The sequence below is a fragment of the Enterobacter sp. 198 genome (assembly GCF_009025585.1).
GTDB lineage: Bacteria > Pseudomonadota > Gammaproteobacteria > Enterobacterales > Enterobacteriaceae > Enterobacter > Enterobacter ludwigii.
In genome coordinates this window covers 343,077-360,238 of sequence record NZ_WCIM01000030.1, presented here as the reverse complement: position 1 = coordinate 360,238, position 17,162 = coordinate 343,077, and the positions used below count along the sequence as shown (strand labels likewise).

Annotated in this window: 14 protein-coding genes; 7 read left to right on the top strand and 7 right to left on the bottom strand. The window is 55.3% G+C overall.

Annotation, left to right across the window (positions count from 1 at the left end):
- Nucleotides 1-178: 178 nt before the first annotated feature.
- On the top strand, nt 179-2,164 hold the full coding sequence (locus F8561_RS19895) for a ligand-gated channel protein (protein ID WP_151887814.1): 1,986 nt from the start codon (nt 179-181) through the stop codon (nt 2,162-2,164).
- Nucleotides 2,165-2,216: 52 nt separating this feature from the next.
- Here the strand turns inward: F8561_RS19895 and F8561_RS19890 are convergent, their stop codons facing one another.
- The gene (locus F8561_RS19890; RefSeq protein ID WP_020883191.1) at nt 2,217-3,686 is read right to left on the bottom strand and encodes an amino acid permease; all 1,470 of its coding nucleotides are present in this window, start codon (nt 3,684-3,686) and stop codon (nt 2,217-2,219) included.
- A 171-nt stretch (nt 3,687-3,857) separates the two neighbouring features.
- Nucleotides 3,858-4,724 carry a DNA-binding transcriptional regulator YeiE gene (yieE, locus tag F8561_RS19885; protein WP_014170915.1) on the bottom strand — a complete coding sequence of 289 codons (867 nt, stop codon included), beginning with the start codon at nt 4,722-4,724 and terminating at the stop codon, nt 3,858-3,860.
- A gap of 98 nt (nt 4,725-4,822) precedes the next feature.
- On the opposite strand from yieE, the gene F8561_RS19880 reads away from it, so the two are divergent.
- Together F8561_RS19880 and nfo are read left to right on the top strand one after the other, a co-directional pair.
- On the top strand, nt 4,823-5,869 hold the full coding sequence (locus F8561_RS19880) for a YeiH family protein (protein ID WP_079231853.1): 1,047 nt from the start codon (nt 4,823-4,825) through the stop codon (nt 5,867-5,869).
- Between the two features lie 64 nt (nt 5,870-5,933).
- Entirely contained in the window at nt 5,934-6,791 is an 858-nt protein-coding gene (nfo, locus tag F8561_RS19875; RefSeq protein ID WP_151887813.1) for a deoxyribonuclease IV, read from the top strand.
- Between the two features lie 46 nt (nt 6,792-6,837).
- Here the strand turns inward: nfo and fruA are convergent, their stop codons facing one another.
- Genes fruA through fruB form a run of 3 tightly spaced genes read right to left on the bottom strand, consistent with a single transcriptional unit; the run spans nt 6,838 to nt 10,605 of the window.
- Entirely contained in the window at nt 6,838-8,520 is a 1,683-nt protein-coding gene (gene fruA / locus F8561_RS19870) for a PTS fructose transporter subunit IIBC (RefSeq protein ID WP_151887812.1), read from the bottom strand.
- Between the two features lie 16 nt (nt 8,521-8,536).
- Entirely contained in the window at nt 8,537-9,475 is a 939-nt protein-coding gene (fruK, locus tag F8561_RS19865; RefSeq protein WP_014170919.1) for a 1-phosphofructokinase, read from the bottom strand.
- Nucleotides 9,475-10,605: a fused PTS fructose transporter subunit IIA/HPr protein gene (gene fruB, locus F8561_RS19860; protein ID WP_151887811.1), complete on the bottom strand. Its 1,131-nt coding sequence runs from the start codon at nt 10,603-10,605 to the stop codon at nt 9,475-9,477. The genes fruK and fruB overlap by 1 nt, the downstream gene beginning before the upstream one ends.
- A 360-nt stretch (nt 10,606-10,965) precedes the next feature.
- On the opposite strand from fruB, the gene setB reads away from it, so the two are divergent.
- Nucleotides 10,966-12,147 carry a sugar efflux transporter SetB gene (setB, locus tag F8561_RS19855; RefSeq protein WP_014170922.1) on the top strand — a complete coding sequence of 394 codons (1,182 nt, stop codon included), beginning with the start codon at nt 10,966-10,968 and terminating at the stop codon, nt 12,145-12,147.
- Here setB and F8561_RS19850 read toward each other — a convergent pair.
- Entirely contained in the window at nt 12,144-12,398 is a 255-nt protein-coding gene (locus tag F8561_RS19850) for a YkgJ family cysteine cluster protein (RefSeq protein ID WP_025203636.1), read from the bottom strand. The genes setB and F8561_RS19850 overlap by 4 nt on opposite strands.
- A 164-nt stretch (nt 12,399-12,562) precedes the next feature.
- Here F8561_RS19850 and yeiP point away from each other — a divergent pair, with 164 nt between their 5' ends.
- The gene (yeiP, locus tag F8561_RS19845; RefSeq protein WP_008500940.1) at nt 12,563-13,135 is read left to right on the top strand and encodes an elongation factor P-like protein YeiP; all 573 of its coding nucleotides are present in this window, start codon (nt 12,563-12,565) and stop codon (nt 13,133-13,135) included.
- Nucleotides 13,136-13,178: 43 nt separating this feature from the next.
- Here the strand turns inward: yeiP and uxuA are convergent, their stop codons facing one another.
- Complete coding sequence (gene uxuA / locus F8561_RS19840; RefSeq protein WP_020883185.1) at nt 13,179-14,369, bottom strand: mannonate dehydratase; 1,191 nt, start codon at nt 14,367-14,369, stop codon at nt 13,179-13,181.
- Between the two features lie 204 nt (nt 14,370-14,573).
- Between uxuA and F8561_RS19835 the strand changes: the two genes are divergently transcribed.
- The gene (locus F8561_RS19835) at nt 14,574-16,040 is read left to right on the top strand and encodes a mannitol dehydrogenase family protein (protein ID WP_020883184.1); all 1,467 of its coding nucleotides are present in this window, start codon (nt 14,574-14,576) and stop codon (nt 16,038-16,040) included.
- Nucleotides 16,041-16,163: 123 nt separating this feature from the next.
- Nucleotides 16,164-17,150, top strand: a complete 987-nt coding sequence (locus F8561_RS19830) for a CobW family GTP-binding protein (RefSeq protein ID WP_020883183.1) — start codon at nt 16,164-16,166, stop codon at nt 17,148-17,150.
- The last annotated feature ends 12 nt before the right edge of the window (nt 17,151-17,162 follow it).

Here is a 17,162-nt window from a genome sequence, read left to right as displayed (position 1 = left end):
GTTTCACCAACCAACATCAAAACACAAATGATTTCGATTATCATTTGTGTTTACAATTTCACATTCTTTTGTACAATTCCAGGCTCTTCTCCATCACAAAGAGTTCTTACAAGACAAATACATACAGTTCTCAGGGTTACCCGATGGAGTGTTTTTCTTTTTGATATGGAATGTTCAAATGACAATACCACGCGTTACGTTACTGGCTGTTGCCATCAGCGCCGCCATGCTCTCCCCTCTTGCTCACGCAGCCGACCCGGATACCCTGGTGGTGACCGCCACGGGTTTTGAGCAAAAAATCCAGAATGCCCCGGCTTCTATCTCCGTCATTTCAAAGCAGCAGATTGAAGACAAGGCTTACCGCGATGTGACCGATGCGCTAAAAGATGTCCCGGGCGTCGTCGTCACGGGCGGCGGAAGCAGCAGCGATATCAGCATTCGCGGCATGGCGTCCCAGTACACCTTGTTCCTGGTCAATGGCAAGCGCGTCAGTACGCGCAGCACGCGCCCGAACAGCGATAACTCGGGCATTGAGCAAGGCTGGCTACCGCCGCTGGAGTCTATCGAGCGCATCGAAGTGATCCGCGGGCCCATGTCATCGCTCTATGGCTCAGATGCAATGGGCGGCGTAATCAACATCATTACCAAAAAAGTCTCGAATACCAAAGCCTGGACCGGATCGTTACACGGCGATGCCACGTTCCAGGAGAACCATGATTCCGGGGATATCTTCCAGACCAACGCCTACGCTTCCGGCCCGTTAATTGACGGACTGCTCGGTGCAAAAGTGACAGGCCTGCTCTCACGTCGCGCGGAAGATCAGATCCTGAACGGTTTCAATGAGCAGAAAATGCGTAACGGCGGGATCACGCTGAACTTTACCCCGGACGAGCAGAACGATTTTGACCTCGATTTTGCCCGCGAACTTCAGGACCGAAACAGCACGCCGGGCAAGTCGAAAGCGACTGAAACCTGCCGCGGGACAACCTGCACGCCAAACAGCAAAAGCGAAACCCGCTACGAACATACGACCTATTCCCTTACCCACAGCGGTTACTACAGCGACTTCAACACTACCAGCTACATCCAGCAGGAAGAGACCAATAACCCGGTTCGCAAAATGCGTTCGTATAACACCACTTTCAACAACCAGAACCAGATCTTCCTCGGCGACCATACCCTGACCCTCGGTGGCCAGTATCGCTATGAGAAGCTGCGTGACAACGGTAACCAGCTTGAGGCGGCGGACGGGCTCAACAAACTGACGCGCTGGAGCTGGGCGCTGTTTGCTGAAGATGAGTGGGCGATGACCGACAGCTTCACGGCGACCGGTGGTCTGCGTATGGATAAAGACCAGAACTATGGCACCAACTGGACGCCTCGCGGTTATGGGGTGTGGCACCTTGCAGAACAGTGGACGTTAAAAGGGGGCGTTTCTGCCGGCTACCGTGCACCGGATCTGCGTCAGTCTTCCGCCAGCTGGGGTCAGGCAACGGGCGGCGGTCGGCTGGATGGCATGATCGTGGGTAACCCGGACCTCAAGCCGGAGAAGAGCCTGAGCGAAGAGATCGCCCTGCTCTGGGATAACAATGACAGTCTTAACGCTGGCATTACGCTGTTCAATACCGACTTCAAAAACAAAATCACTGAAGTACGCCGCTGTAACAGCAGTGCCGACCCTGCCTGTACGATTGGCGGCCATGCCTACGATTTTGTCAGCGACCGGGTCAACGTCGACAAAGCCAACATGCGCGGTGTGGAATCCACCTTCGGCTGGAAAATCACCCAGGATGTTAACTGGACGGCTAACTACACCTATACCGAATCCGAGCAGAAGAGCGGTCAGTTCTCTGGTAAGCCTCTGAATAAAATGCCTAAGCATATGTTCAACACCACGCTGGACTGGCAGGCCACGCAGGATGTGGGCTTCTGGAGCCGTCTGAACTTCCGCGGCAAATCTTCTGAGTATCTCAGCCGGACCTCAATGTCACAGGGCACACCGTCTTACACGCAGGTTGATGTGGGTCTGCGTTATAACGCCAACAAGAACCTGCTGGTAACCGCAGGCGTGTATAACGTGCTGGATAAACAGATTGATTATGAGACTTACGATACCGTACTTGATGGCCGCCGTTACACTGTCGGCATGACCTACAGCTTCTGATCGCCAATAAAAAAGCCCGCTCAACCGAGCGGCTAAAAGAGAGGAAGTGCGGTTATTGTTTTACGCGTCCCGGAAATTCCATTTCACTGTAGCGAACAAAGCGCGTCCCCTTCGTCAGTTTGTAACCAAACCAGATTATCAGGAACAGCGGAATACCGATGTAGGTCGCTGTTACACCACCCCAGTCGATACGGTCCGCAAGGAACGCTTCATAGTTCTGTCCCAGCGTAATAATCAGGCACAGAATGAAGGCGAAAATAGGCCCCAGCGGGAAGAACCCTGAGCGATACGGCAGGTCATTGATGTCATGACCTTGCATAACGTAACCGCGACGGAAGCGATAGTGGCTGATAGCAATCCCGAGCCAGGCGATAAAGCCCGTCATACCGGACGTATTGAGCAGCCACAGGTACACCGTCTGGTTGCCAAACATGGAGGTCAGGAAGCACAGACCGGCAATCACCGTTGTGGCATACAGGGCGTTACGCGGTACGCCGCCACGGGACAGCTTAGAAAAGATGCGTGGCGCTTTGCCGTCGCATGCCAGGGTATAGAGCATACGGGTAGACGCGTACATGCCGGAGTTACCCGCTGAGAGCACGGCGGTCAGGATAACGGCGTTCATCACCGCCGCGGCGGAGAGCAGACCGGCATGCTGGAAGACCAGCGTGAACGGGCTAACGCTGATGTCTTTCACATCATTGCGCAGCAGGCTTGGATCGGTGTAAGGAATGATCAGGCTGATAATCAAAATCGCAAACACATAGAACAGCAGGATACGCCAGAATACCTGACGCACCGCGCGTGGAATGTTCTTCTCCGGGTTCTCGGATTCACCGGCAGCAATCCCGATCAGCTCGGTTCCCTGGAAGGAGAAGCCGACAATCATCGCCACGCCAATCATGGCCGAGAATCCACCCGCAAATGGCGCATCGCCAATGCTCCAGTTACTCCATCCTGCAGGTTGAGCGCCTTTGAAAATACCAACGATCATCGCCACACCGACGACGATAAAGATGATGACGGTTGCCACTTTGATCAAAGAGAACCAGTATTCCGCTTCGCCAAAACCACGCACGGAGATGTAGTTGAGCAGGAAGATCACCGCCAGGAACAGCGCACTCCAGATCCAGCCTGGCGTGTCCGGGAACCACCAGTTCATCACCAGCTGTGCGGCGACCAGGTCAACGGCGATAGTAACGGCCCAGTTGTACCAGTAGTTCCAGCCCAGCGCGAAGCCGAAGCCTTCTTCAACGTATTTTTGACCGTAGGTCGAAAACGAACCGGATACCGGCATGTACGCCGCCAGTTCGCCCAGACTGGTCATCAGGAAGTACACCATCAGGCCAATCAGGATATAAGAGAAAAGTGCCCCACCTGGGCCGGCTGCCGAAATTGTTGCGCCAGAGGCAACAAAAAGACCTGTACCGATTGAACCGCCGATAGCGATCATCGTCAGGTGACGCGCCTTAAGTTCGCGACGTAGCGCGGGCGCTTCTGTGGTTTTAATTTCTGAAACCATGTGAAAATGCTGTCCCTTCAACAAATGAGGCGCGATTGTAGCAGACGATACGCGTTCCTTCCGGCAGAAATGCTCAGTTATAAGAGAGCTTCATGACTCGGCCAGGATTATAAGTAAAGCACGCATCTGCATCTCCCCTCTCCCAACGGAGAGAGGATCCGCATTGCGGGTTTACATGTCGCAATAGCGCAGAAAACGCTGCAGCGAGCTGGAAAGGTGTTTCTGACGATGATGAATGCACCACAGCGTGCGCACCAGTTTAGGCAACGGGAGCGGTATTTCGACCAGCGTGCCGGCCTCAAGCTGTTCAGCAATCACCCGCCGGGAGAGACAGCTGATGCCCAGCCCATGACGGACCGCGTGTTTGATGGCTTCCGAGTTGCCCAGCTCCATACTCAGCCGGAAATGCGGCAGGTGAGAGAGCAGCAGGTAATCGACAATTTCACGGGTACCGGAGCCCTGTTCCCGGAGGATCCACTGCGCCTGAGCCAGCCGTTCCAGCGTCACTTCACCCTGTAATAAAGAAGAGGCTGGCGAGGCGAACACCACCAGCTCATCTTCCAGCCAGGGTTCAGCAATGATATCGACATTGTGACACGGCCCTTCAATCAAACCGATGTCCACGCGGAAATCGATCACCGCATTGATGACATCCTGGCTATTGCCAACGCTCATCTCCAGCGGCAGGGTCGGGAAATCCCGGCGATAGCGGGCAATCACTTCCGGCAGAATGTAATTGCCAATCGTACTGCTGGCGTAAACGCGGATGGCCCCGTTCTCTTCGCGGAACAATTGTTCGATTTCAGTCGCCTGCTCCAGCAATGCCAGCGCGCGCGGGTACAGCAGGCGGCCATGTTCATTGACGACCAGCCGTTTCCCCACTCTGTCGAAAAGCTGAACCCCCAGTTGCCCTTCCAGATCGGTCAGGGCCGCGCTGACCGCGGACTGGGACAACGCCAGCATTTGCGAGGCCTGCGTCGTCGACCCGCTTTTCAGCACTTCGGCAAAAACTTCCAGCTGACGCAACGTAATGTGCATGGTCACTTACCACTTATATAGATTGATTATAAGTATATAATCAATTTTATTTTTAAGCCACAACGCCGTAACCTTTTAGCCAGATAAAGGAGAAGGTTATGTCAGAACACACCTTACAGCATCAACGTACATTGTGGCACTTCGTGCCAGGTCTTGCGCTCAGCGCGGTGATAACTGGCGTAGCGTTATGGGGCGGCAGCATTCCGGCCGTCGCCGGGGCAGGTTTTAGTGCCTTAACGCTGGCAATATTGCTCGGCATGGTGGTGGGAAATACCGTTTACCCCCCTATCTGGAAGTCCTGTGATGGCGGGGTTATTTTCGCCAAACAGCATCTGCTGCGCCTCGGGATTATCCTTTACGGCTTCCGCCTGACCTTTTCACAGATTGCGGATGTCGGCGTCAGCGGGATCGCTATTGACGTCCTGACCCTGACCAGCACCTTTTTACTGGCCTGCTTTATTGGCCAGAAAGTGTTTGGGCTGGATAAACAAACCAGCTGGCTGATTGGTGCCGGCAGCAGCATCTGCGGTGCCGCCGCGGTACTGGCAACCGAACCTGTCGTTAAGGCAGAATCCAGCAAAGTGACGGTTGCCGTCGCGACCGTCGTCATTTTCGGTACGCTGGCGATTTTCCTCTACCCGGCCATGTACCCGCTGGTTGCGCACTGGTTTAGTCCGGAGACCTACGGCATTTATATTGGTTCAACCATGCATGAAGTGGCTCAGGTGGTGGCGGCGGGTCACGCCATTAATCCGGATGCGGAAAATGCCGCGGTCATTGCCAAAATGCTGCGTGTCATGATGCTGGCTCCGTTCCTGATTATCCTGGCCGCTCGCGTAAAACAACTCGCGCCGGCAGGCAGTAGCCAGAAGAGTAAAATCACCATTCCGTGGTTTGCGATTCTTTTCATCGTGGTGGCGGTATTTAACTCCTTCCACCTGCTGCCGAAAGCCGTGGTGGATATGCTGGTCACGCTTGATACCGTCCTGCTGGCGATGGCGATGGCGGCGCTCGGGGTCACGACACACGTTAGCGCGCTGAAAAAAGCAGGTGCAAAACCGCTGCTGATGGCGCTGGTACTCTTCATCTGGCTGATCGTTGGCGGCGGTGCGATTAACCTCGCGGTACATAGCCTGATGGCATAAACCACTTCATCCTTCTCCTGTTAACCCGCTATCATACGTATTTCGGGTTAACAGGAGTCCCTTTATGAAATATGTTGGAGCGCACGTCAGCGCTGCAGGTGGCCTTGCGAATGCCGCCATTCGCGCCGCCGAAATTGAGGCGACCGCTTTCGCCCTGTTCACCAAGAACCAGCGCCAGTGGCGCGCCGCCCCGCTCACCTCTGAAGTGATTGATGATTTCAAAGCCGCCTGTGAGAAATACCACTACGGGCCGGGTCAAATCCTTCCCCACGACAGCTATCTCATTAACCTCGGCCATCCCGTGCAGGAGGCGCTGGAGAAATCCCGCAAGGCTTTTCTTGATGAAGTGCAGCGCTGCGAGCAGCTTGGGCTGACGCTGTTGAACTTCCATCCGGGAAGTCATCTGATGCAGATTGACGAAGATGCCTGTCTGGCGCGCATTGCCGAATCCATCAACATCACGCTGGATAAAACCCAGGGCGTGACGGCGGTCATCGAGAACACCGCCGGTCAGGGCAGTAACCTCGGCTTTAAGTTCGAACATCTGGCGGCCATTATTGACGACGTGGAGGATAAATCCCGCGTGGGCGTATGTATTGATACCTGCCATGCCTTTGCCGCGGGTTACGATCTGCGAACGCTTGATGAGACGAAAAAGACCTTCGATGAGTTTGAACGCATTGTGGGCTTCAAGTATCTGCGCGGAATGCACTTGAACGATGCGAAAAGCGCGTTTGGCAGCCGCGTGGACCGCCATCACAGCCTCGGTGAAGGCAATATTGGCCACGATGCGTTCCGCTTTATTATGCAGGATGCCCGTTTCGACGGTATCCCGATGGTGCTGGAAACCATTAATCCGGACATCTGGGCAGAAGAGATTGCCTGGCTGAAGGCGCAGCAAACCGCTGAACAGGCGGCATAAAAAAAGCCGGGTCGCATAAGCACCCGGCTTTTTTATTGTTTACCGCTTACGCCGCTTTCGCGACCCCTTCCGCTTCCGGACGTTTCAGCACCGCGTAAGAAAGACCTGCCACCAGCGTACCGGCCACAATCGCCAGCAGATAACCCAGCACTGGCGTGATTGCACCTGGGATCAGCAGCACGAACAGACCGCCGTGTGGTGCCATCAGTTTCGCGCCAACCGCCATGGAGATAGCACCGGTTACCGCGCCCCCCACGATACAGCATGGCAGCACGCGCATTGGGTCACGCGCCGCGAACGGAATTGCCCCTTCGGTGATAAAGCACAGGCCAAGTACCAGGGCGGCTTTCCCCCCTTCCTGCTGCGCTTTGTCGAATTTACGACGTGCAATGATGGTTGCCAGGCCAAGAGCCAATGGTGGCACCATACCGGCCGCCATAATCGCTGCCATTGGCGCGTAGGTCTGGGTACTCAGCAGGCCAACACCGAATGCGTATGCTGCTTTGTTCACCGGACCACCCATGTCGGTACACATCATGCCACCGAGAATAGCTCCCAGCAGTACCGCATTCGCAGTACCCATGGTTTGCAGCCAGTGGGTCAGACCCGCCAGGATACCCGCTACAGGTTTACCGATGAGGTAAATCATCGCCAGGCCCACCACCAGGCTGGAAATCAACGGGATGATCAGGATCGGTTTCAGCGCTTCCATACTCTGCGGCAGTTTCAGCTTCGAGCTGATAAGCTTCGCAACGTAACCCGCCAGGAAACCGGCAATGATACCGCCGATAAAGCCAGAACCGGTGCTGACCGCCAGCATACCGCCGATAAGACCCGGCGTCAGGCCCGGACGGTCAGCGATGGAGAAGGCGATAAAACCTGCCAGCACCGGCACCATCAGGGCAAACGCGGAACCACCACCAATCTGCATCAGGGCAGCAGCCAGCGTGCCTTCTTCTTTAAACGCGGTAATACCAAACGCGAACGAGAGGGCAATACACAGACCGCCCGCCACCACCATCGGCAGCATATAAGACACGCCGGTCAGCAGATGGCGATAGGCGCCAGCTGACTCTTTCTTACCTTCCGTCGCAGTTTGCGTGGACCCCGTTGCCTGATACGGCTTCGCTTCCACCAGCGCTTTATCAAACTCCTGAGCGGTCTTTTTTAGCGCCAGGCCCGTTGACGTGCGGTACATCGGCTTACCGGCAAATTTCGCCAGGTCCACTTCGATGTCAGCCGCAACCATCACCAGATCGGCTTCAGCCACCTCTTCAGGGGTGATTGCGTTGCCCGCACCAACGGATCCACGTGTTTCAACTTTTACCCACCAGCCGCGTTTTTTCGCTTCGGTTTCAATGGCTTCAGCCGCCATAAAGGTATGAGCCACGCCCGTCGGGCAGGCCGTGATCGCCACAATACGTTTTGGTCCGGACGCGGCAACCGGCGCCGCGACCGGTGCGCTGTAAACAGACGCATGACCTTTCGCTTCGCTCAGGAACAGTTCCGGGTGTGCCACCGCGCGATTGATGTCGCCCAGCCACACTTTTTTGCCATTCAGCGCACTGTCAGCGGGAATGTTATCACCCAGAACAATCACCATTTCGGCGTCGCCCGGGTTATCCGTCATCTCGAGATGTGCTTTGTTCGCCGCCGCTCCCAGCAAGGTCTTCGCCATATAGGCGCGAGCCTGTCCGAGACCGGAGTCAATGATCAGCAGCGTTTTCATTATTCCTCTCCTGCTGTTAGTTAAAAGGTTTTAAGTCAACGCGCGCCATCATCGCGGCTAACTGGGTACGATCGGTAATACCGACATTGCTCTGGCTAACGGCCAGGGCAGCAACGGCGGTGGCAAGACGTAAAGTATGTTCACTGGATTCACGCATCAGCAGGCCATAAATCAGACCGCCAACCATTGAATCCCCTGCGCCAACGGTGCTGACAACGTCAACCGATGGCGGTTTGGCGATCCATTCGCCAGAAGCGTTAACCCACAGCGCCCCTTCTGCACCAAGAGAGATAACCACGTGAGCGATACCCTGCTCGCGCAGCGCATGGGCAGCGTCAATCACATCTTTTAATTCTGGCAGCTTACGGCCAGCCCAGATCTCCAGTTCGCGGCGATTCGGCTTCACCAGCCACGGCGAGGCTTTCAGGCCGGCGACCAGCGCGTCACGGCTGCTGTCAAAAATAATGCATGGGCACTGGCTTCGCAGACGCGTCATCCAGTCGGTGAACGCTTCCGGACTCACGCCGGACGGCAGGCTGCCGCTGACGCACACCATGTCGAACTGACCAAGCCAGGTCAGAGAGTCGTTCACGAAGCGCTCCCAGTCTGACGGAGTCACCTCGAAGCCTGAGAAGTTCAGATCGGTCACTTCGCCGTCTTTCTCCGTCAGCTTGACGTTGATACGGGTACGGCCCTGAACAACCTGAAAACGGTTAGCAATCCCCAGTTCGCTGAACAGCTGCTGGAAACCATCCTGGTTATCTTTACCGAGGAATCCGCCCACGGTGACATCGATACCGAGATCCTTGAGCACTTTCGCGACGTTAATCCCTTTACCTGCAGCATGCAGGCCAGTGGTACGCACGAGGTTTACTTCGCCGCGCTCAATCTCCGGGCAAAACCCCACCAGGTCATATGCCGGGTTCAGCGTAATAGTCGCAACACGTCTGCTCATTATGCGCCCTCCCCCAGACCTGCCGCGATGGCGTCGCCAATCGCTTTCAGCGCCTGTTCAGCATCAGCACCCTGTGCGGTAAAGCGCAGACGGTGACCTTTCTTCACGCCCAGCGCGACAACTTTCATCAGGCTACGGCCGTTGGCCGGTTTGCCCGTGCCATCAAGGTTAGTCACGGTAATCTCACTTTCGAATTGTTTAATGGTATTCACCAGCATGGTGCCAGGACGGGCATGCAGGCCGTGCTCGTTACGCACTACAAACTCAGCGGTCAGCACGTCATCAGTCAGCACATCATCGCTGGTCAGCAGCGCCAGCAGCGTGCTTGCGTCAGCGTTCAGCAGTTTTTCAGCCTTGTCATTCAGCAGCAGATCGCCAAGACGTTTTAGCGCGGAAACCGGCTGTTCATCGGTCATCGCGACGGTGACCAGCATCGCAGCGTTCGCGCCCTCAACGTCAAACGCGTTGACCGCGCGGCTCACCGCGATAGCGCTGCGCAGGTTGCCTTCAGCACTGTCGTTCAGCCAGATACCTTGTCCCAGGTTCAGCGGCTTCTCATTGATAACGCGCGTGATAAAGGACGCGTCTACCGCACCGGCTTCTTTCAGGCGGCCTGCGTTCAGCGCCTGCAGCGTGACCAGATCGCTCGCCACAACATCCAGGGTCAATGTTTCATTATCCAGTTTCAGCGCTTCACTCTGTTTTTCGCCCATCAGCAACGCGCGCAGCTCTTCCGCCGTCGTCGCGGACTTCAGCTGTTCAGCCACCGAATCATCGCTCAGCACATGCGTCAGCTGACGCAGCAGGCCCAGGTGCTCGTCGCTGCTGGCAGCGATACCGATTGCCACGTAAGCAACCTGACCGTCGCCCCACACCACACCCTGAGGGAACTGATAAACCTGAACACCGGTTTTCAGCACCTGATCGCGGGTGTCCGTTGTACCGTGCGGAATGGCAATGCCATTGCCGAGGAAAGTGGAGGTCTGCTGCTCGCGCGCCAGCATGCCGTTAACGTAGCCGTCCGCGACATTACCCGCCTGCACAAGGGCAGCGGCAACCTGGCGAATGGCCTCTTCTTTGTTCCCGGCCTGAGCGCCCGGGTGGATATCCTGAACAGATAACTGGAACATGGTTCTCCTCTCCTGCTGAACTTGAATCGTTTCAGCTTAAATGAGAAAAAATGCGCTAGCCTGCTCCGTTTGTTAAAACAAGATAGCGCTGAAACGTTTCAAAAAGTCTTGCGCTTTCTGCTTAACCTTGCAAGAAAAGTTACAAATGGCGATGCAGAATTTAGAGATACAGCACATTTCTTCTTCGCTCAGCTGAATCTTGCTGACGTTCAGCAAGTCAGTTTCAGCTAAGTTCAGCCCGAGCCTGTTAATTGAAATGGCATTTTGATTTTTCGTGGCGAAATTGACCGCAGTACCTGTTTATTTTCTGACAAGCGTCGTACACTCCGCGTCTCTTTATGACTTGCTGATACTGAAAGTATGCATAACACCCCTGCCGCCGCCTCGCCAAAACCCTTTGATTTGACGTCCACGGCGTTTTTGATTGTTGCCTTCCTTACCGGCATTGCCGGGGCGTTACAGACGCCCACGCTGAGCCTGTTTCTGACCAATGAAGTCCACGCCCGTCCGGCAATGGTTGGCTTCTTTTTTACCGGCAGTGCCATCATCGGCATTCTGGTGAGTCAGTTTCTGGCGGGACGTTCCGACAGAAAAGGCGATCGTAAAAGTCTGATCGTCTTTTGCTGCCTTCTCGGGGTGTTTGCCTGCGTGTTGTTTGCTTTTAACCGCAACTATTTCATCCTGCTGTTCGTGGGGGTGTTCCTGAGCAGCTTCGGTTCCACGGCGAACCCGCAGATGTTCGCCCTCGCCCGCGAGCACGCCGACCATACCGGTCGTGAAGCGGTGATGTTCAGCTCTATTCTGCGTGCCCAGGTGTCGCTGGCATGGGTCATTGGCCCGCCGCTGGCGTATGCCCTGGCGATGGGATTTGGCTTTACGGTGATGTACCTGAGTGCGGCTGTCGCCTTTGTGGTGTGCGGCACCATGGTGTGGTTCTTCCTGCCGTCAATGCGCAAAGAGCCCAAAGTGGCTTCAGGCGTACTGGAAGCCCCGCGCCGTAACCGTCGTGATGCGCTGCTCCTGTTTGTTATCTGTACGTTGATGTGGGGAACAAACAGCCTTTATATTATCAACATGCCGCTGTTTATTATTGATGAGCTGCATCTGCCAGAGAAGCTGGCGGGCATTATGATGGGAACCGCGGCTGGGCTTGAGATCCCGACCATGCTGATCGCGGGCTATTACGCGAAGCGTTTCGGAAAGCGTTTTTTAATGCGCATCGCGGCTGTCGCAGGACTGCTGTTCTATATCGGTATGCTGACGGTGCACACGCCGGGACTCTTGCTGGCATTGCAGCTTCTCAACGCCATTTATATCGGCATACTCGCCGGGATTGGCATGCTCTACTTCCAGGACCTGATGCCAGGCCAGGCAGGCTCAGCCACCACCCTTTATACCAATACCACTCGCGTGGGCTGGATTATTGCAGGCTCAATGGCCGGCATCGTGGCCGAGATCTGGAGCTATCACACGGTATTCTGGATTGCGCTGGTGATGTGTACGCTGACGATAGGGTGTCTGGCGCGAATTAAGGACGTTTAAGGGGCGGTGAGCGCTTCCAGCTCAAGAAGGTAAGTGATCGCCTGCGCGCGCGTGCTGCCGCACATCTCCGCGGACGGCTGAAGGCCGGAACAGACTTTCGGGCGCAGCGGGGAACCAAAGATCATGCACAGGTTATTTTCAGCAAGCTGCACGCAGCGGGTATTGGCAGGTTTGCCGTCCGGCATGCCAGGAATGGGGCTTGAAATGGACGGTGCGGTACAACACGCGCCACAATCGGGACGACAATCCATACAGGCTCTCTTTCGCTGAAGAACGCCCGCGCAGTCGGGCATTGCGCGCACAGTAACACCTTTTGTGTATTGATAGCAAAAGCCACGAATTCCGCTTGCCTGAAAGGCCGAGCACGAGTAATTTGGCGCGATATTTTTTACCACCCGTAAACAGGATTACTGCAATGCCAAGAGCGAACGAAATTAAGAAAGGTATGGTACTGAATTACAACGGCAAGCTGCTGATTGTGAAAGATATCGATATTCAGGCCCCGAGCGCCCGTGGTGCAGCAACGCTGTACAAAATGCGTTTCGCCGATGTGCGTACCGGTCTGAAAGTGGAAGAACGTTTTAAAGGTGACGATATCGTTGATACCGTGACCCTGACCCGCCGCTATGTTGATTTTTCCTACATTGATGGCAACGAATACGTGTTCATGGATAAAGAAGATTACACCCCGTATATCTTCACCAAAGATCAGATTGAAGAAGAACTCCTCTTCATTCCTGAAGGCGGGATGCCTGACATGCAGGTTCTGACCTGGGATGGCGTGCTGCTGGCGCTGGAACTGCCGCAGACCGTGGATCTGGAAATCGTGGAAACGGCTCCGGGCATCAAAGGTGCATCCGCAAGTGCCCGCAACAAACCAGCAACCCTGACGACCGGTCTGGTGGTGCAGGTGCCAGAATACCTCTCCGCGGGCGAGAAAATCCGCATCCATATCGAAGAAAAACGCTATATGGGTCGCGCAGACTAATGCGATATTCGCCCGGTGGCACAACGCCACCGGGCAACAGACGTTAGAGCAGTTCCGGGTATTTCGTCATCTTCAGCGCCAGCTCAACGCCCCGCACTTCCGCCATGCCTTTCAGACGACCAATCGCCGAATAACCTGGGTTCGTTTTCTTACGCAGATCGTCCAGCATCTGGTGACCATGATCGGGACGGAACGGGATAGGACGAACGTCACCCGCGTGCTTACGACGTACCTCTTCCGCCAGAATCGCATCCACTACCGCGACCATATTCACATCGCCGCCCAGGTGCGCTGCTTCATGGAAGGTTTTTGGATTATCCTCACGACAGGTCGCACGCAGATGCGTGAAGTGAATACGATCGCCGAAGGTTTTAATCATCTGCACCAGATCGTTATCCGCACGCACGCCGTAAGAGCCGGTACACATGGTGAATCCGTTATAGATACTGTCCACGGTCTCTTTCAGCCACTGCATATCTTCAATCGTGGACACGATGCGCGGTAAACCGAGAATAGGACGCGGTGGATCGTCCGGGTGCACAGCCAGACGTACGCCCGCTTCTTCCGCTACCGGTACGATAGCGCGCAGGAAAAACGCCATGTTTTCACGCAGCTGGTTTTTATCAATATTCCCGTATTCCGCCAGTCGCGCGCGGAACTGATCCAGCGTATAGCCCTCTTCAGCGCCCGGCAGGCCAGCAATAATATTGCGGGTCAGCTTTTCAATCTCGGCGTCACTGGCTGCGTTAAACCACGCGAGCGCCTGCTGCTGCTCTTCAGCCGTGTAATCGGCTTCTGCACCAGGACGTTTCAGGATGTGCAGCTCAAATGCGGCAAAGGCAATCTGATCGAAACGCAGCGCTTTTGAGCCGTCCGGCAACGTGTACTCAAGATCGGTTCGCGTCCAGTCAAGAATGGGCATGAAGTTATAGCAAACAGTATCAATACCGCAGGCCGCCAGGTGACGAATGCTCTGCTGGTAGTTGGCAATCCAGGTCTGATAATCACCTGAATGGGTTTTGATATCTTCGTGAACCGGGATGCTTTCCACCACAGACCAGGTCAGGCCTTTTTCCGCCAGCAGCGCCTGACGCTTTTTGATTTCTTCAATCGGCCATACCTGACCATTAGGAATGTGATGCAGCGCCGTCACGACACCCGTTGCGCCAGCCTGACGCACATCATCAAGAGAAACCGGATCGTTCGGCCCGTACCAACGCCAGGTCTGTTCCATTGCCTCACCTCTAAAGTTGTTATACCAATATGGATGACTACGATGACGACTACCATACATGTTTGCCGTAAAGGGTCAACACACCGCCACACATTGATTGATCAAACTCACACTTCGGGGATATTTACGGCTCACCAATTTTATTTGCTGTCATATAACTTTACACTGGCGTTGTTAATTAATGGTTAATCAGGTGTGTATTTCATGAAGACAATTGCCTCCACCTCGCTTCCTGCCCATGTCCAGCTCCCTCGCTACGATCGTAAGCAGTTACGCTCTCGCATCGTCCATTTTGGCTTCGGCGCATTTCACCGCGCGCATCAGGCCTTGTTAACAAACCGGGTGCTGAATGAGAAAGGCGGCGACTGGGGTATTTGTGAGATTAGCCTCTTCAGCGGCGACGTGCTGATGAGCCAGTTGCGCGCACAGGATCATCTCTTCACCGTGCTGGAAAAAGGGGCGGAGGGAAACCAGCCGATTATCGTCGGTGCCGTCCATGAATGTCTGAACGCAAAACTGGATTCTCTGCCTGCCATCATTGAGAAATTTTGTGAACCTCAGGTCGCCATTGTGTCGCTCACCATCACAGAGAAAGGTTATTGCATCGATCCCGCCACCGGTAATCTGGATTTGCACAACTCCCGGATCGTTCACGATCTGGAGAACCCGTCTGAACCGCACTCCGCGCCCGGGATCCTGGTCGAGGCGCTCCACCGCCGCCGTGAACGCGGTTTGTCCGCTTTTACCGTCCTCTCCTGCGACAACATCCCTGATAACGGCCATGTGGTGAAAAACGCGGTACTGGGGATGGCCCAGAAACGCGACCCGGCGCTGGCAGAGTGGATTGATTCACATGTGAGCTTTCCGGGGACCATGGTCGACCGAATTGTTCCCGCCGCGACCGAGGCGTCGCTGGCAGAAATCACGCAGGAGCTTGGAGTAGAAGATCCTTGTGCCATCAGCTGCGAACCGTTTATTCAGTGGGTAGTGGAAGACAATTTTGTTGCCGGACGCCCGGCATGGGAAGTGGCTGGCGTACAAATGGTGCAGGACGTGCTGCCGTGGGAACAGATGAAATTGCGCATGCTCAACGGCAGCCACTCTTTCCTCGCGTATCTGGGCTACCTCGCCGGGTATGCGCACATTAACGAATGTATGGAAGACACCGCTTTTCGCGAAGCCGCACGTCGGTTAATGCTGAATGAGCAGGCTCCTACGCTGCGTATTAAGGATGTCGACCTCACGGCTTATGCCGATAGCCTGCTTGAACGCTTTGCCAATCCGGCACTGCAGCACCGGACCTGGCAAATTGCGATGGACGGAAGCCAGAAATTGCCGCAACGCATGCTGGATGGGATCCGCATCCATCTTGAACGTAAAACCGCGTGGCCGCTGCTGGCCCTGGGCGTTGCAGGCTGGATCCGCTACGTCAGCGGTACCGACGAGCGTGGCGACGCGATTGATGTGCGCGATCCGCTGAGTGATAAAATCCGCACCCTTGTTGCAGCCAGCAGCGACGCTGAGCGCGTCAACGCCCTGCTGGGGCTGAGTGAAATCTTTGGTCACGATCTCGCACAAAATAGCCTATTCGTGGAGGCCATCAGCCAGGCCTATCAGCGCATCGCCCGCCATGGCGCGCGTCAGGCTGTTATCGAAACGTTAAATATTTAGCGATTATTGCGCTTAAGGCGAACGGCGATTGCCTCCGTTCGCCCTCCCCCTTCTCATTGCGCCCGTTTTTCGCCAGGATGATGGATAATTGTTATAGCATCACAATTATCGACTGGAGCGCACGTGACCAAAACCAACCTCATTACCGGTTTTCTCGGCAGCGGTAAAACCACCTCAATTCTCCACCTGCTAGCCAATAAGGATCCGGCAGAAAAATGGGCCGTACTGGTCAATGAATTTGGCGAAGTGGGTATTGATGGCGCATTACTGGCAGACAGCGGCGCGATGATCAAAGAGATCCCCGGTGGCTGCATGTGCTGCGTAAATGGTCTGCCGATGCAGGTCGGGCTGAATACGCTGCTGCGTCAGGGCAAACCAGACCGTCTGCTGATTGAACCGACCGGGCTGGGTCATCCGAAGCAAATTCTCGATTTACTGACCGCGCCGGTCTACGAGCCGTGGATCGATCTGCGTGCCACGCTGTGCCTGCTGGACCCCCGTCAGTTGCTGGACGAAAAAGCCGTGACCAACGAGAACTTCCGCGACCAGCTCGCCTCGGCAGATATTATCGTCGCCAATAAAGAGGATCGCGCAACGGCGGAAAGCCAGTCCGCGCTGGAGACATGGTGGCAGCACTTCGGTGGCAACCGTCAGCGGGTGCTGACCACCCAGGGGAAAATTGATAACGCCCTGCTTGACCTGCCTCGCCTGAACCTGGCGGCGCTCCCGGCAAGCGCGGAACATGCCCACAGCCATCCGCAAAAACAGGGTCTGGCTGCCCTGAGTCTGCCGGAACACCAGCGCTGGCGTCGTAACCTTAACAGCGGCCAGGGCTATCAGGCCTGCGGATGGATTTTCGATGCGGATACCGTATTCGACACCATCGGCATACTCGAATGGGCCAGACTGGCTCCGGTCGATCGTGTTAAAGGGATCATGCGCACCCCGGACGGGCTGGTGCGGATCAACCGTCAGGGCGAAGATTTCTTTATCGAAACGCAAAATGTGGCGCCACCTGATAGCCGAATAGAGTTAATTAGTGCGGTTAACGCCGACTGGAATGCCCTGCAGTCCAGCCTGTTGAAGCTTCGTTTAAGTTTGGGCGGCTAACGTTGCCCCAGA

Bases quoted from the DNA above. Each gene is read 5' to 3' on its own strand.
- F8561_RS19895 (WP_151887814.1), top strand. From the start codon at position 179: ATGACAATACCACGCGTTACGTTACTGGCTGTTGCCATCAGCGCCGCC.
- F8561_RS19890 (WP_020883191.1), bottom strand. From the start codon at position 3,686: ATGGTTTCAGAAATTAAAACCACAGAAGCGCCCGCGCTACGTCGCGAA.
- yieE (WP_014170915.1), bottom strand. From the start codon at position 4,724: ATGCACATTACGTTGCGTCAGCTGGAAGTTTTTGCCGAAGTGCTGAAA.
- F8561_RS19880 (WP_079231853.1), top strand. From the start codon at position 4,823: ATGTCAGAACACACCTTACAGCATCAACGTACATTGTGGCACTTCGTG.
- nfo (WP_151887813.1), top strand. From the start codon at position 5,934: ATGAAATATGTTGGAGCGCACGTCAGCGCTGCAGGTGGCCTTGCGAAT.
- fruA (WP_151887812.1), bottom strand. From the start codon at position 8,520: ATGAAAACGCTGCTGATCATTGACTCCGGTCTCGGACAGGCTCGCGCC.
- fruK (WP_014170919.1), bottom strand. From the start codon at position 9,475: ATGAGCAGACGTGTTGCGACTATTACGCTGAACCCGGCATATGACCTG.
- fruB (WP_151887811.1), bottom strand. From the start codon at position 10,605: ATGTTCCAGTTATCTGTTCAGGATATCCACCCGGGCGCTCAGGCCGGG.
- setB (WP_014170922.1), top strand. From the start codon at position 10,966: ATGCATAACACCCCTGCCGCCGCCTCGCCAAAACCCTTTGATTTGACG.
- F8561_RS19850 (WP_025203636.1), bottom strand. From the start codon at position 12,398: ATGGATTGTCGTCCCGATTGTGGCGCGTGTTGTACCGCACCGTCCATT.
- yeiP (WP_008500940.1), top strand. From the start codon at position 12,563: ATGCCAAGAGCGAACGAAATTAAGAAAGGTATGGTACTGAATTACAAC.
- uxuA (WP_020883185.1), bottom strand. From the start codon at position 14,369: ATGGAACAGACCTGGCGTTGGTACGGGCCGAACGATCCGGTTTCTCTT.
- F8561_RS19835 (WP_020883184.1), top strand. From the start codon at position 14,574: ATGAAGACAATTGCCTCCACCTCGCTTCCTGCCCATGTCCAGCTCCCT.